The 14292-nt window shown below is 64.0% G+C and carries 17 protein-coding genes and 1 riboswitch; of the genes, 10 read left to right on the forward strand and 7 right to left on the reverse strand.

Annotated elements, in window-relative coordinates; all coding sequences use genetic code 11:
• Window position 1 precedes the first annotated feature (1 nt).
• Complete coding sequence (locus QE449_RS05490) at window positions 2–685, reverse strand: FadR/GntR family transcriptional regulator (protein WP_307108382.1); 684 nt, start codon at window positions 683–685, stop codon at window positions 2–4.
• Between the two features lie 70 nt (window positions 686–755).
• Between QE449_RS05490 and QE449_RS05495 the strand changes: the two genes are divergently transcribed.
• Genes QE449_RS05495 through QE449_RS05505 form a run of 3 tightly spaced genes read left to right on the forward strand, consistent with a single transcriptional unit; the run spans window position 756 to window position 3555 of the window.
• Window positions 756–1496 (forward strand): (Fe-S)-binding protein, encoded by a 741-nt coding sequence (locus tag QE449_RS05495; protein ID WP_056073464.1) that lies wholly within the window; start codon window positions 756–758, stop codon window positions 1494–1496.
• On the forward strand, window positions 1493–2959 hold the full coding sequence (locus QE449_RS05500) for a LutB/LldF family L-lactate oxidation iron-sulfur protein (protein ID WP_307108383.1): 1467 nt from the start codon (window positions 1493–1495) through the stop codon (window positions 2957–2959). The genes QE449_RS05495 and QE449_RS05500 overlap by 4 nt, the downstream gene beginning before the upstream one ends.
• A complete protein-coding gene (locus QE449_RS05505) occupies window positions 2956–3555 on the forward strand; it encodes a lactate utilization protein C (protein WP_307108384.1) in 600 nt (199 codons plus the stop codon). Before QE449_RS05500 ends, QE449_RS05505 begins: the two co-directional genes overlap by 4 nt.
• A gap of 224 nt (window positions 3556–3779) precedes the next feature.
• On the opposite strand, the gene QE449_RS05510 is transcribed toward QE449_RS05505, so the two are convergent.
• The gene (locus tag QE449_RS05510) at window positions 3780–4037 is read right to left on the reverse strand and encodes a hypothetical protein (RefSeq protein WP_307108385.1); all 258 of its coding nucleotides are present in this window, start codon (window positions 4035–4037) and stop codon (window positions 3780–3782) included.
• Window positions 4038–4140: 103 nt separating this feature from the next.
• Here QE449_RS05510 and QE449_RS05515 point away from each other — a divergent pair, with 103 nt between their 5' ends.
• Window positions 4141–5094 carry a YafY family protein gene (locus QE449_RS05515; protein WP_307108386.1) on the forward strand — a complete coding sequence of 318 codons (954 nt, stop codon included), beginning with the start codon at window positions 4141–4143 and terminating at the stop codon, window positions 5092–5094.
• 113 nt (window positions 5095–5207) lie between these two features.
• On the opposite strand, the gene QE449_RS05520 is transcribed toward QE449_RS05515, so the two are convergent.
• Window positions 5208–5831: a DUF2510 domain-containing protein gene (locus QE449_RS05520; RefSeq protein WP_307108387.1), complete on the reverse strand. Its 624-nt coding sequence runs from the start codon at window positions 5829–5831 to the stop codon at window positions 5208–5210.
• 343 nt (window positions 5832–6174) lie between these two features.
• Here QE449_RS05520 and QE449_RS05525 point away from each other — a divergent pair, with 343 nt between their 5' ends.
• Both QE449_RS05525 and QE449_RS05530 read left to right on the forward strand, forming a co-directional pair.
• The gene (locus QE449_RS05525) at window positions 6175–7011 is read left to right on the forward strand and encodes an SDR family oxidoreductase (RefSeq protein WP_307108388.1); all 837 of its coding nucleotides are present in this window, start codon (window positions 6175–6177) and stop codon (window positions 7009–7011) included.
• Window positions 7012–7030: 19 nt separating this feature from the next.
• On the forward strand, window positions 7031–7234 hold the full coding sequence (locus tag QE449_RS05530) for a zinc-ribbon domain-containing protein (RefSeq protein ID WP_307108389.1): 204 nt from the start codon (window positions 7031–7033) through the stop codon (window positions 7232–7234).
• A 62-nt stretch (window positions 7235–7296) separates the two neighbouring features.
• On the opposite strand, the gene QE449_RS05535 is transcribed toward QE449_RS05530, so the two are convergent.
• From QE449_RS05535 to QE449_RS05545, 3 genes are all read right to left on the reverse strand, one after another.
• Window positions 7297–8523, reverse strand: a complete 1227-nt coding sequence (locus tag QE449_RS05535; RefSeq protein ID WP_307108390.1) for a type II toxin-antitoxin system HipA family toxin — start codon at window positions 8521–8523, stop codon at window positions 7297–7299.
• Window positions 8520–8777 (reverse strand): helix-turn-helix domain-containing protein, encoded by a 258-nt coding sequence (locus QE449_RS05540; protein ID WP_307108391.1) that lies wholly within the window; start codon window positions 8775–8777, stop codon window positions 8520–8522. The genes QE449_RS05535 and QE449_RS05540 overlap by 4 nt, the downstream gene beginning before the upstream one ends.
• A 168-nt stretch (window positions 8778–8945) precedes the next feature.
• Window positions 8946–9593: a response regulator transcription factor gene (locus QE449_RS05545; RefSeq protein ID WP_307108392.1), complete on the reverse strand. Its 648-nt coding sequence runs from the start codon at window positions 9591–9593 to the stop codon at window positions 8946–8948.
• Between the two features lie 57 nt (window positions 9594–9650).
• Window positions 9651–9745, forward strand: a riboswitch (TPP riboswitch).
• Between QE449_RS05545 and QE449_RS05550 the strand changes: the two genes are divergently transcribed.
• Window positions 9745–10509 carry a 3-oxoacyl-ACP reductase gene (locus QE449_RS05550; protein ID WP_307109683.1) on the forward strand — a complete coding sequence of 255 codons (765 nt, stop codon included), beginning with the start codon at window positions 9745–9747 and terminating at the stop codon, window positions 10507–10509. It overlaps the preceding riboswitch by 1 nt.
• A gap of 4 nt (window positions 10510–10513) precedes the next feature.
• Here the strand turns inward: QE449_RS05550 and QE449_RS05555 are convergent, their stop codons facing one another.
• Window positions 10514–11665, reverse strand: coding sequence for a sensor histidine kinase (locus tag QE449_RS05555; RefSeq protein ID WP_307108393.1), 1152 nt, complete (start codon window positions 11663–11665; stop codon window positions 10514–10516).
• Window positions 11666–11884: 219 nt separating this feature from the next.
• Between QE449_RS05555 and QE449_RS05560 the strand changes: the two genes are divergently transcribed.
• From QE449_RS05560 to QE449_RS05575, 3 genes are all read left to right on the forward strand, one after another.
• On the forward strand, window positions 11885–12496 hold the full coding sequence (locus QE449_RS05560) for a DUF4352 domain-containing protein (protein ID WP_307108394.1): 612 nt from the start codon (window positions 11885–11887) through the stop codon (window positions 12494–12496).
• 94 nt (window positions 12497–12590) lie between these two features.
• Window positions 12591–13241 (forward strand): VWA domain-containing protein, encoded by a 651-nt coding sequence (locus tag QE449_RS05565; protein WP_307108395.1) that lies wholly within the window; start codon window positions 12591–12593, stop codon window positions 13239–13241.
• A 366-nt stretch (window positions 13242–13607) separates the two neighbouring features.
• Window positions 13608–13970 carry an acyl-CoA dehydrogenase family protein gene (locus QE449_RS05575; RefSeq protein ID WP_307109684.1) on the forward strand — a complete coding sequence of 121 codons (363 nt, stop codon included), beginning with the start codon at window positions 13608–13610 and terminating at the stop codon, window positions 13968–13970.
• Window positions 13971–14292: the final 322 nt, after the last annotated feature.

Here is a 14292-nt window from a genome sequence, read left to right on the forward strand (position 1 = left end):
TTCAGTCGAGCCGCATCAACCCGTAGAACCCTTCGATGTGCTCGCGCGCCAGGGTGGCGGCCTCGGCGCCGTGTCCTCGGCGTAGCGCGTCGACGATGCCGCGGTGCTCGCACCGAAGGTTCACGGCGACGGCCGACCAGTCGTCGAGCATCGGCACCGCGTCCATGACGTAGCCGTGGATGGAGTCGCGGAGCGAGGTCATCATCGCCTCGATCAAGACATTGCCGGCCAGCCCTGCGAACCGAACGTGCAGCTCGGCGTCGAGGCGGTGGAACTGATCGGGTTCCAGACTCTGGTCGTCCATCCGGTCGAGCAGTTCGTCTATGGCAGTGAGGTCCGGGGTGCGCGCCGCTGCTTCCCGTAGCGCCCACGACTCAAGGAGCACGCGCGTCTGCACCACGTCGGCGATGGGCAGGAACTGCGTGGCCATGTGCAGCCGCAGTGCCGAGCCGATGGACGTGGCGGGATCGGCCACGACGATCGCGCCCGCGTCGGGGCCGGACCCGACCGACGTCTTCACCACGCCCATCGCCTCCAGCACCCGGATGGCCTCACGAACCGAGCTGCGTCCGACGCCGAGTTCCTCCGCGAGTGCGCGCTCGGCCGGCAGCCGGTCGCCGACGCGGAGTCGGGCCGCCGCCAGGTCCTGTTCGATGCGGTGGAGAACCACCTCGTGTGCGCGCATTGTCGGAGAATAGCTGGTGTGGTCCGACCACAGGGGTTACTGTGGTCAGACCACACGCTCTGGAGGCTCCATGCGGATCGCCCTGTTCGCCACCTGTCTGGCGGACGCACTCTTCCCCGAGTCAGCGAAAGCGACTGTCTCACTGCTCGAACGGCTCGGTCACACCGTCGTCTTCCCGTCGGATCAGACATGCTGCGGCCAGATGCACGTCAACACCGGCTACCTCAAAGAGGCCGCACCCCTGGTGCGTCACCACGTCGAGGTCTTCGAGAAGTCGTCGTGGGACGTCGCCGTCGCACCATCCGGTTCCTGTGTCGGATCGGTGCGTCACCAGCACGCGATGGTCGCCCGCCGCGCCGGCGACGAGGATCTGGCCACGCGCGCCGAGGACATCGCCGGACGCACCTACGAGCTGTCCGAACTTCTCGTCGACGTCCTCGGTGTCACCGACGTCGGCGCCTACTACCCGCACCGCGTCACCTACCACCCCACGTGCCATTCGCTGAGAATGCTGCGCGTCGGCGACAAGCCCCTCGAACTGTTGCGCAACGTGCGCGGCATGACCTTGGTCGAACTGCCCCAGGCCGAGTCGTGCTGCGGCTTCGGCGGAACGTTCGCGTTGAAGAATTCGGAGACCTCGACGGCGATGTTGTCGGACAAGATGGCCAACGTCCTCTCCACCGGCGCCGAGGTGTGCAGCGCCGGGGACTCGTCGTGCCTCATGCACATCGGCGGCGGACTGTCCCGCCTGCGCACCGGCGTCAAGACCGTGCACCTTGCCGAGATCCTTGCGTCGACGGAGGCAGCATGACCACCTTCTTGGGTTCGCCCGGCATCGGTAACATTCGCGGCGAGGAGAGCTTCCCGAAGGCCGCGAAGCGCGCATTGCAGGACACGCAGATGCGGCGCAACGTCGGGGCCGCGACCAAGACCATTCGTGAGAAGCGGCTGGGAGCTGTTGCGGAGTGCGATGACTGGGAGGAACTGCGCCTCGCCGGTAGTGCCCTCAAGACCGACGTGATGTCGAGGCTGCCCGAGCTGCTGCAGCAACTCGAATCCAACGTCACCGCCCGCGGGGGAGTGGTGCACTGGGCACGCGACGCCGACGAGGCGAACCGCATCATCACGGATCTGGTCAAGGCCACGGGCAGTGACGAGGTGGTCAAGGTGAAATCCATGGCCACCCAGGAGACCGGCCTGAACGAGTACCTCGAAGCCGAGGGCATCGCCGCGATCGAGACCGACCTGGCCGAGCTCATCGTCCAGCTGGGTGACGACAAGCCCAGTCACATCCTGGTTCCCGCAATTCACCGCAACCGAGCGGAGATTCGCGAGATCTTCCTGCGGCGCATGCCCGGTGTCGACGCTGCCATCACCGACGAGCCGCGCGAATTGGCCATGGCCGCACGGGAGCATCTGCGACGGAAGTTCCTGTCGGCGAAGGTGGCCATCAGTGGCGCCAACTTCGGTGTCGCCGAGACGGGGACGCTCGCCGTCGTCGAATCCGAAGGCAACGGGCGGATGTGCCTGACGCTGCCCGACACCCTCATCACGCTGATGGGCATCGAGAAGCTGGTCCCCACGTTCGCGGACCTCGAAGTGTTCATGCAACTGCTTCCCCGCTCGTCCACGGCCGAGCGGATGAACCCGTACACGTCGATGTGGACCGGAGTGCACGAAGGCGACGGTCCCCAGAACTTCCACCTGGTGCTCATCGACAACGGCAGAACCAACGTGCTTGCCGACGAGGTGGGCCGCGCCGCCCTCAACTGCATCCGGTGCAGCGCATGCTTGAACGTGTGCCCGGTCTACGAGCGGACCGGTGGGCACGCGTACGGGTCGGTGTATCCGGGTCCGATCGGTGCGATCCTGTCGCCCCAGCTCACCGGCACTACCGGTCATGACGACCCCAATGCGTCACTGCCGTACGCGTCGTCACTGTGCGGGGCTTGTTTCGATGCGTGCCCGGTGCGTATCAACATCCCGGAGATTCTGGTGCACCTACGGGCCGAGCAGGTCGACTCCGAACGCGGCGGCATCCCCGGCGCGCGGGAGATCGCGATGCGGGCGGCAGGGTGGGCGATGAACTCGCCGAAGCGATTCGGGATGGCCGAGAAGGCTGCGGGTGTCGGACGCCTGCTGGCAGGGAAGAAGGGCCACATCGAGTCGCTTCCGTTCCCCGGATCGTTGTGGACCACCAGCCGTGACATGCCGGCCCCTCCGAAGGAAACGTTCCGCCAGTGGTGGGCACGAACGCACGAGGACGAGTCATGAACGCGAAGTCGGAGATTCTCGAGCGCATTGGTGCCGCGACCGCGGGCGGGGTTGCCGGCGTGGATGTTCCGCGCGATTACGACCGCGCTGCGTTGGTCGGCCGGGGGAACGTCGACCGCTTCGCCGAAACGGTCGACGACTACCGGGCTCAGGTATACCGGATCTCCGAGTCGGATATCGCCGGCACGGTGGCGTCGTTGCTCGGTGATGGTCGAGCGGTCGTACCCGTCGATCTGCCCTCTGCCTGGGTCGACGGCATAGCGGTGGTTTCGGACGAGGGCCTGTCGATCGACCAACTCGATGCTCTCGACGCGGTGATCACCGGCTGCGCGGTCGGGATCGCTGCCACGGGGACGATCGTGCTCGATGCGTCTGTCGCGCAGGGTCGTAGGGCGTTGACACTGGTGCCCGACCATCACATCTGCATCGTCCGCGCTGACCAGGTGGTGGACACGGTGCCGCAGGCCTTCGCGGTGCTGGACGCCACTCGGCCGCTGACCTTCATCAGCGGGCCGAGTGCGACCAGTGACATCGAGCTCAACAGGGTGGAGGGTGTCCACGGGCCTCGGCGGTTGGATGTGCTGATCGTCGAGTGACTCGCGGTCGTGGACTTCTACCCCCGCTCAGCGGTGGCAGAAGTCCACAACTAGCTGGATTCACGTCACCACTGGGGGATGACGTCGAGGATCCACACGACACCGAACTTGTCGACAAGCTTGCCGTACAACGGTGAGAACCCGACCGGCCCCAACGGCACCAACACTGTTGCCCCAGCGGACAAGCCCTCGAACGCGGCGGTGATCTCGTCCGCATCATGGCTTCACAGCGCGCTGTAGAAGGCGTTCTCACCAGCGTTGTAGGGAAGCGAGTCCTGGATGTCGTACGCCATCACGCGGAACCCGCCTGGTGTGCTGACCTCACCCCAGGCGATCTGCTCGGACTGGGTCGGTCCCTGGCCCGATTCGGTGTCGCCGTAGGGGAATGCGACCAGTTCGCCGCCGAAGACGGACTGGTAGAACTCCAACGCTTCACGTGCGTTGCCGCGGAGGTTGATGTGCAAGGCGGTGATGACGGTCATCGAGACTCCTCGAGTAGTTCGGTTCGGCAGGCTTTGCCAACCGGAACGACGATCGCAGGCCAATAGGTCAGATCCTGACCGCTTGGGCGTGCATACTCGACCCATGTCGGAACCGTCCTCACGCATGCTGACCCTGTTGTCGTTGCTGCAGGTCCGCCGCGAGTGGCCGGGTACCGAGCTGGCCGGGCGACTCGGTGTGAGCCCGCGAACGATCCGCCGCGACGTCGACCGGTTGCGCGTTCTCGGCTACAACGTTGCTGCGTTGCGCGGATCCGACGGTGGTTACCGGCTGGACGGGGGCGAAGCAGTACCGCCCCTACTTCTCGACGACGACCAGGTGGTCGCACTGACACTCGCCTTGCGGGTCGTGCCGGCCCTGGGTATCGACATCGCCGATGCCGCCGAGCGAGCCTTGGCAACCCTCCGAACTGTCATGCCTACCCGCGTCCGCAATCGGGTCGACGCGCTGGCGCTCACTGCGTTGCCTGCGACCGGAGATTCGATCGATCCCGCGGTGCTGCGCACGGTCGGAGAGGCGGCGCGCAATCACGAGGTAATTCACTTCGATTACGTTTCGACGGAACATGATTCAGAGATACCTCCGCGACGCGTGGAGCCGCACGGAGTAGTCGGAGCTGGAGGTCGCTGGTACGTCGTCGGGTGGGATTTGGACCGCGACGACTGGCGTGTGTTCCGTGTGGACCGCATGACACCGAAGATGCGAACGGGCGTGCGATTCACTCCGCGTCCGATCCCCGGCGGCTCGTCGGCCGAGTTGCTCCGTCGACGCTTCCGCGGCACGGTCTCGGGGGATTGGGCGTGCGAAGGGGAGGCGACGGTGCACCTTCCTGCGGCGGAGGTCGCTCCCTTTCTCGCGGACGGCACGGTCGAAGATCTCGGTGACGGCCGTTGTCGCATTCACACCGGCGCGTGGTCGTGGACGGGTATCGCGGCATCGTTGGCGCGGTTCAACGCAGAGTTGGAGGACTTACGTCCACCGGAGCTTGTCGACGCGGTGGAGAGAGTCAGCGAGCGCTTGCGGCGAGCGGTGGACTGAGTCGAGATGACAGCCAACCCTTGAATAAGGTTGGCCGCCGTCAGCGCCTTGAATCGATAGCGGCCGTCTGCCGGGGGCTGCAACGGCGCTCTGTGCTGCGAGATCCGTGGAGCTCAGGGGGCGCCGAGGCCATACGTGTAGCTACCGGTAGTCCAATTCATTGTCGCGTTGTATTTGTAGCCGCTCATGGTGCCATCCCCGTTATCTTCGTTCGCCGCAAAGCACTCGAAAACAGTGGTTGTTTCGGTGAGGTCATCTGTCGATCCACCGCTGACGGGCGAACACGTCACGTCGATGATCGGTCCGTCGACAAGTCCCTTTTCGACGTGACCTTCAGCCATCTGCTTGACACTCGACTCGATGCCGATAACAGACAGCGCGCGCCCAGCTCGCGCGGCGCCGTCCTTTTCTTCCTGTTCCGCTTGTATGTCAGCGATGCGTTGCGCCTCGAGACGGTCGGCGGTTTCACGAGCGTCCTGAGCAGCCTGTGCAGCTTCTTGTTGTTCTCGCACACCAGAATCATGTGAGATCTTCCATGACCCACCAGCGATCACCAGAACGATCAATACCGCGAGGCCGCTTATCGCGAGTCTTTTTCGAGATACGCGCGGTGTCCTTGTTGGCTGCTCGTTGCTGCTCGGATTCGGCAGGGACAGCCACTGGTTGCCATCCCAGTACTGTTGTCCGCCATCTGGAGTGGGGTACCAACCTGGTGTTGCGTTCTGTGGATTACTCATCGTGCATTCGCCATTCGCTCAGGAGAACTACCCTCGACAAGATCGGCGGCAGGTGCGGACGACGACGACCGCGATGCCATTTATACAGGAACAATGCTCAGAACCGTAACAATCGGTTTGCTTTACTAAGTATCGACTTCCGGGGGATTGCGTCAGACCACACCACGATCACTCGATTTTCTGTGGCGCCGTGCAGGTGACGGGGTAGTGCTGATGACGCGAAACAGTGTGACGCGCACCCCGCTGAAGGCCTTGCCCGCGAGGTAATCGAGGGTGGCTCCGCAGGCATACTGGGGGTTCGACGCGAACGGTCAGCCGTTCGACACTGCTGCGAGGGACGGTCATGCCGACTATTGCTGTCACAGGTTCGACCGGCTCGGTGGGAGGCGCTGTTGCAGCGCACCTCTCGAGGGCCGGCACGCCACAACACCTATTGGTGCGCGATCCCTCCAGAGCGCCGAAGTTGCCCGGTGCCACCGTGGGCGCCAGTTCCTACGGTGACGCGGACGCTGCCACGCAAGCCTTGGCAGGAATCGACGTGCTGTTCATGGTGTCCGGCGCCGAGAATGCGACACGGCTGGCGGATCACCGCACCTTCGTCGATGCTGCGGCGCAGGCCGGAGTTCGGCACATCGTCTACACGTCGTTCTTCAGGGCGGCGCCGGACGCGACGTTCACTCTCGCGCGCGATCACTACTTCACCGAGCAGCACATCCGTAGTTCCGGGCTGGCATACACGTTCCTACGCGACAACTTTTACAGCGACGTCATGGAACTGTTCGCCGGCGAGGACGGTGTCATCCGCGGCCCGGCGGGGGATGGACGGGTGTCCTTGGTGGCGCGCGCAGACGTTGCGCGAGTCGCGGCACGCGTTCTGACCGACCCCCAGCAACACGTGAACAAAACCTACGACCTGACCGGGCCGGAGGCGCTGTCGATGTCCGAGGTGGCCGCGACGATTGCCGACGTTCGAGGTCGTGCGGTGTCGTTCCACGACGAGACGTTGGACGAGGCGTACGAGTCACGCGCGGTATGGAACGCGCCGGACTGGCAGAACGATGCCTGGGTGTCGACGTACACCGCAATCGCCTCCGGCGAACTCAGCGCCGTGACCGACGACGTCGAGCGGGTGACCGGTCGACGTGCGATGACGCTGCGAGAGGTTCTTCAGAACGGATAGACGACCTATCCTGGGAGAGGTGTTCCTCCTCTTCGGCTTCGGCCTGAAACGCAAGTCCCTCGGCGCGGGCCATACCCGCACCTGCCAGCGCTGCCACAACACCACTCAGTGGGCTCGGATGCAGCAGTACAAGCAGTTCAGCGTCTTCTTCATCCCGCTCGCGCGCTGGAAGCGCACCGAGTTCGAGGAGTGTGGAATCTGCGGGGCGGCTGTGTACGCGTGATCTGTTGCCACATGCCGTCCGTCATCGCGACCTGACTTGCGCGGATGGATGTCGGATGTGCGTCAGCTGGACAGCTCGTCGCAGCGCGCGCTGATGAACCTGGTCATCCGCGACGTGGTCTTGTCGTCGAAGCCGATCGAGCTCACGGCGCTGGTCGCCGCGCGTACACCGGCGCACACGTCGTCCAGAACTCGCTCTACCGCTTTACGTGGAAGTCGATGGCGTGCCGCGCCGTCAACTATGTGGTCGCGCGACCACGTATTGTTCCGACCGTAGAACGTCAGTGCCATCGGATCGTTCCAGCCCATGTACGGCTGAGTGCACAGCAGGTCGTATGCCGGAGTGACTCCCCACATTCCGATGGTGTTCCGGCGAATGGAGTAATTCTTCCCGTGGAGATCTCCATTGCCGATCGCATACGAGTACACGGTGAGCCTGAGCAGTTCGAGCGCCGCCTGGCGCGCGGAACCTCCACCGAGTTCGACAGTCGAGGCGAGCGTGTCGAGCACCGTCTCGGTCTTCATCCGGTACTTCGACGATGGGTACAGCGAGTTGATCTGACACGCGTCCTCTTGCGCGAGCCTGCGATCACCGTCCCGATCGAAACGTTGGACGAGAAGTCCCGATACTCCACGGGCGTCGGTCACTATGTGCCGACGCGGTACGACGAGCCCGCAGCTCACGGCGACAGTCATGAAAAAGTTCTCGTTCTCGACCAGACGCGGAAAGCGGGTCGGCGGAGCCAGTTTCAGAATGGCTGCCCCTTGCGTCGTCGCTACGGGCGACGTGTACATCTGGGCGGACACCTTGCCTTGCACCCCGGGCAAGCTCGCGGTATCGACGTGCATCGAATCCGGCCCGGACAACTGATCGAACAACGTCCGCAAGTCCGGTGACGGGGATTCCGGATCGAAGGCGAGCGTTGCAGGCTGCAGCTCGGTTCCGTGGGGGACGACGCGCACGTCGCCGATAGTGTCCGATCCGACGCCCAGGAGAATGGTGAAGTGGTCGTCCTCCGACGTCTTCATCCCGGCGACCACACCGGAGAGACGAACACCTTCTGGGAGTAATCCTGCGAAGAAGGGCGGCACGCTCCCCGCTCCTACGCTGACGTCGACAGCGTCGGTGGGCAGCGACCAGGCAACCGGGTCCGCGCCGGGTCGCGCCAGGTAGTCATCGTCGTAGTGGAAGTTGATGTTGTCGCCGGACCTCGTCAGTGACCCTGCGCGAACGTTGCCCTTGTAGACGTCTGCTCGATCGATGTCGCGCAAGTCGGCTCCGGTGGTCATCGTTCCCCTGGTTCGACGATGGCTCCGGCGCGGGTCACAAGCGTCAGATCGCACCCCAACGCGTCAGCGACGGCGTTGACCCCGTCGAGTTGAGGCGCGTCCTTGCCGCCCTCGATAGCTTGCACAGTCGAACGGCCGACTCCGGCCAGCAGAGCGACCTCAGCTTGCGTCAGACCCAATTCGTGACGGCGTGCTGTGAAGGACCTGGCGAGATTGCTGACGTCGGTACGACGCGACTTTCGAGGAGGTGCCATGCGGGTTTCCAATGCTTGCCAGAGACAACTTAAGGTCACGTTACCGCCGATGGCGACGATTGAACAGTCTTATGTCGTTTGGAGCAAGCTTAAGGGCCGATGCGCGTAAATGGCCAGCTCGAATCCGGCTGAAGCATGCGTCAACAGGCGTAGCCTGACCCGAGGTCCTCAGACAACCAGTCCCGCACGGAACGCCATCAGCGCAGCCTCGACCCTGTTGGTGACGTGCAGCTTGTGATTGACCGCAGTGAGATGCGACTTGACCGTGGTCTCTGCCATGTAGAGCTGCCGAGCGATGTCGGCGTTCGTTGCCCCTGATGCCATGACCGACAACACTGTTCGTTCCTTGTCGGTCAGCGCTTCCAGCGTCACCGTCGGCCGTGGTGGTCGGGTAGTGGCCACGATCTTTCGGAGTGACTCTTCGGAGAACAGAGTGTTTCCGGCAGCGACGGCGCGGATCGACTGGTGGAACGTCTCCGGTGCCTCCGACTTGCTGAGGAAGCTGTGGGCTCCGGCCTCGATGGCCTGGACCACTAAGTCGTCCACGTCCATCGCCGTCATCGCGACGACCTTCGGTGGGTGTGCCGATGCCATCAGTGCTCGGGTGGCGTCGAGTCCGTCCACTCGGCGCATCTTCAGATCCATCAGGACGACGTCGGGCCGATGAGCGGCGACTGCGGCGGGTACCTCGTCACCGTCCGAGACCGATCCGACCACCACGATGTCCGTAGTGGCGGCGAAGATGTCTGCCACGCCGCGACGAACGAATGCGTCGTCGTCCACGACGAGAACGGTGATGACCGCATCGGAGTCCATGATGGGTCGACCGTATCGGGTCGCGCCGACACGCCACAGCGGACGAGGTGTTCTATGGAGTCGGACAGGGGGTGCCGAACCGAACCGGCTGAGAACACACCCGTCGAACCTGACCAGGTCATGCTGGCGAAGGGATGTCGAGATGCGCACAGTGCCGCTGGCCGAACAGATCGTGCTCGTGACGGGCGGTGCTCGCGGACTGGGTTCTGCGATCACGCGAGCGTTCCTGCAGCAAGGTACCCGCGTCGTGGTCAACTATCACCGCAGTGCAGCCGCAGCCGATGCTTTGGCATCCGAGTTCGGTCCTGATCGCGTTGTCGCGGTGCCGGCCGATGTCACGGACCGACACCAGGTCGACGCGCTGTTCGACAGGGCACGTGAACATTTCGGATCGACCGTCACCACCGTCGTCAACAACGCTTTGATCGACTTCTCGTTCAACGGTGACGACCGTGCCAAAGCCGACGAGATCGAGTGGTCGTCGTTCGACTCGCAGTTCCGCGGCAGCGTCGCCGGCGCTCTGCACACCACACAGGCAGCTGTGCCGGGCATGCGGGAGGCGGGATTCGGGCGGATCATCACGATCGGCACCAACCTCGTGCAGAACCCCGTCGTTCCGTACCACGACTACACGGCGGCGAAGGCTGCTCTGTTGGCGCTGACGCGGACCTTCTCGGCGGATCTCGGACCTGACGGCATCACCGTCAACATGGTCTCCGGTGGTCTGCTGCGAACCACGGATGCCAGCTCCGCGACCCCGCCCGCGGTGTTCGACATGATCGCCGAGAGCACCCCGCTGCGCCGGGTGACGACGCCGGCCGAGTTCGCGGATGCTGTGCTGTTCTTCGCGTCGCCGTGGGCGAGAGCGGTGACCGGACAAAACCTGGTCGTCGACGGCGGATTGGTGAAGGACTGACGCGTCAGGAGTACCAGGGGAGCCAGGCCGTCACGATGAATTCGCCACCCATCGCTGTCCACCGCACCCACCCGCCGGCGTTGTGAGCTTGCTCGGCGAGGCCGGCCAGTCCGGTTCGCGAACCCGGTACAGGTTGCGCTGTCGTCGAGATGTGGTTGCGCACAGTCAGGCTGATGCCATCGGTGTCCGCCCCACTCACTGTGATGTGGAGGGGGGAACTCGGGGCATGCTTCTGACTGTTGGTCAGAGCTTCCTGCACGATGCGGTACGCGGTATGACTGGTCAGATCGCCGACCACACCGGGATGAATGTCCTGGACCAGCGTCACCCGACACCCGGCAGAACGCGCTGCGTCGACAAGGTCCCCGATTCCCGCGATGCTTCGCCGACCAGCATCCTCTCCGCCGGTGTCGGACCCGCGGAGAACGCCGATGATGCGTTTGAGCTCGTCCAAGGACTCGTGAGCCGTCGAACGAATCAGGGCCGACGTGTTGGAGATCTTCTCCGGTCCGTCGTTGCTCCCGACCTGTAAACCGCCTGCCAGCAACGATATTCGACTGAGTCCTGCGGCCAGGGTGTCGTGCATATCGCGCGCGATGCGGGAGCGTTCCTGCTGTATCAGCATGTCCTTGTGCAGGCGCTGCGATCGCGCGGTCGCCTGATCGCGGGACTGCACGGCCACCACGAGATCGGACTTCGTACGGCGAAGCTGAGAGAGCGCCAGAACGACGGCGACGAGGACGGCAGCGACGAGCCAGGGCAGCCACCAGGGAAGCGACCACGTCGGCGGGGGAGTGCCCTCGATATGCCTGACACCCATCGTCAGGACCGAATAGTCGCGGCGGCGCCCTGCGTCGTACACGAGGGATATCGCGCAGGCCAGGTATACCGCGACTGCAGCACTGGCAAGAGTGCGACCCCGAGCGAAGACGCCCACCGCGTAGAGGGCTATCAGCGCGGCCGTCGCGTCGGTGGCGAAGAAGACCGGACCGACGACAGCCATCGCGAGGACGATCCACGGTCTGTCGTGTCGCCAGATCAACGCAATCGCGGCGGCCATGTTGAGGACGACGCCGAGCGCCACGTTCCACACCGGTGTTCCCGATGTGCCTGCGAGACCGGCAGCCATGAAGGTGCAGAACACGCTGAGCGTCACTGCGCCGACGGTCCAGGCGCGACGCCGAACCGTAGATGCAGTAGTGGTCACAGAGAAGACGGTACGGCCATGGTCCGACATGAGCCTCCGTTCTTCGGTCGCGAAGCCGACCGAAAGGAGGAGTGAGACCGGCCGAATCGACGAGGTGCCCGACGGGGTCACTGCGGTGTTCTTGGTGGGACGCACCGACCGGTGCCGGCACCACCGAAAGGACCCGCCATGACTCAGCCTCCCCAGAACCCGTACGCGCAGCCACAGCAGCCGCCGACCAAGAAGAACTGGTTCCTGCGGCACAAGATCCTCACGGCGATCGGTGCGGTCGTCGTCATCGCTGTCGGCGTCAATCTGGCGAGCGGTGGACAGGACTCGTCGACCAGTGGCACCACGTCCTCTTCGCAGGCCGCAACGGAGGGCAGCAGTGCGCCGGCCGAAGAGTCGGCACCGGGAATCGGTGCTGCGGTGAGGGACGGCAAGTTCGAGTTCACCGTGCAGAACGTCGAGCGGGGCGTAGCCAGTGTGGGGGATCAGTACACGTCGCAGACGCCGCAGGGCGAGTACGTGCTGGTCACCCTGAATGTCGCGAACATCGGCAACGAGCAGCAGCTGTTCGACACGTCGTCGCAGAAGCTACTCGACGGGCAGGGGCGCGAGTACTCGACCGACACACTCGCGACGGTGACCAACGACCCGAATCTCGGCTTCTCGCAGATCAATCCGGGCAACTCGCTCGTGGCGACACTCGTCTACGACGTGCCGGTGGGCACCGCACCGTCGGAGATCGAGCTTCATGACTCCTTGTTCTCCGGCGGAGTCACCGTCTCCGTCGCCTGATCGTCAGTTCATCTATCCGTCCCCCACGTCAGGAGTTCCCATGCCAGATTCTTCTTTGTCCCTCGTTGCAGCCCTACTCGACCGTTCCGGTTCGATGTCGTCCATCGCCGACGACACCCGTGGAGGATTCGACGCCTTCATCGAGGCCGAGCGTGGTCACGACGGCACGACCGTCGTAACGCTGGCGCAGTTCGATGATCAGTACGCGATGGTCTACGACTCGACACCGATCGACCAGGTCCCTCCGCTGTACTTGGTACCCCGCGGGATGACGGCGTTGTACGACGCGGTGGGGAAGTTCGTCACCGAGATCGGCTCGTCGCTTGCGGCCCTACCCGAGGAAGAACGGCCGGGATCGGTCACCGTGCTGGTGATGACCGACGGGCAGGAGAACTCGAGTCGAGAGTGGTCGAATCAGGCAGTTCGCGAGCTGATCGAGCAGCAGGAATTGCAGTACGGGTGGGACTTCGTGTTCCTGGGAGCCAACATGGACGCGGTGGACACTGGTTCGCAGATGGGCTTCAAGGCGGACAAGTCGCTGACCTACGACGCCTCGTCGGTGGGTGTGAGCGCGGCGTTCTCGGCGGTGGTGGATTGCCAAGATCGGAAGCGTGCGCACGAGATGCAGCAGGTGGATGGGTTTTCGGAGGTGGATCGGCGGCGGGCGGGAGGTAGCAGTCTGGGTTCACCCAGCTTGAGAAGCAATCGAGGCAAGCCACCGCACGAGTCGACTGGTATTGAGTGAACATTCGCGACGGACAGTCCTGTCATTGACAGTGACAGCCAGTAACGCCAACCTCTTTCGCCGGGACGGGGCGCTCGCCGCCGTGGAGTTCCGGGGCAAGGGCGCACATGACTGACGCCGCCCGGCACCCTCATCACGCTGATGAGCATCGAGAAGCCGGTTCCCACGTTCGCGGACCTGGAAGTGTTCATGCAGCTGCTGTCACGGCCGTTCACGGCAGAGTGCGTGAACTCTGGCAGCTGGATGCGGACCGGCGTGCGTGAAGGTGCAGAATTTCCACTTGGTGCAGGCCATCGCACGGTTCGGGGTCGGAGGTGTGCCCACGGCGGCGCGGCCTCGGTACGACTCCCTAAGCACGACGTGACCATGGATTTGACCGTCGAGCAACGCGACATCATAGATGCGGTTCGGCGCGCGCTGTTCGATGTGCAGACCAGAAGACAGTTCGGCCGACCGCTCGGTTCTTTTCAGGCATTCAAGCATCAGCATGTCGACATGTCCATTGCCGCCGCGTTGGCTGAAGCGGTTGTTCTGGACGCAGCGACGCGGCGGTGGACCGAGACGAGGCCTCGAAATTCACGGCCGTGTCCATCGCACGGGTGTTGGCATCGCGAGCGGCGTCATTTGCTGCAGAGGAATCCATATAGGTTCACGGTGGTATCGGATTCACGTGGGAGCACCCGCTACATCACTATTTTCGACGCGCGAAGAGGGTCTAGATACTACTAAGATCGATGGAATCGCACCTCGACCACATCGCTGAGTCGGTGCTGGAACAGGCGTAGAGCGGAAAACGCGAATTAGCGAGCTCGCCTTTGTCGTGGAAGCAGCCACCCTCCGGGACTCAGGCGGTGCGCACTTGACGTACTGGGGCGAGCGTGAGCGGACTACGCGGCTACCGGCTCGTCCTAGGTGGCGCTCTGAGCCCGCAAGATTGGCTTGTTCGTGCTGGCTGGGTCCGAACGATGTCAGTCGCTGCCGGCGTCGATAACAGCCCCTTAGACGGCCTGTGGTGATATACCTCGACGGCTGGCATCAGGGCAACGTAAGG

This window comes from Rhodococcus sp. SORGH_AS_0303 (assembly GCF_030819335.1).
Lineage (GTDB): Bacteria > Actinomycetota > Actinomycetes > Mycobacteriales > Mycobacteriaceae > Rhodococcoides.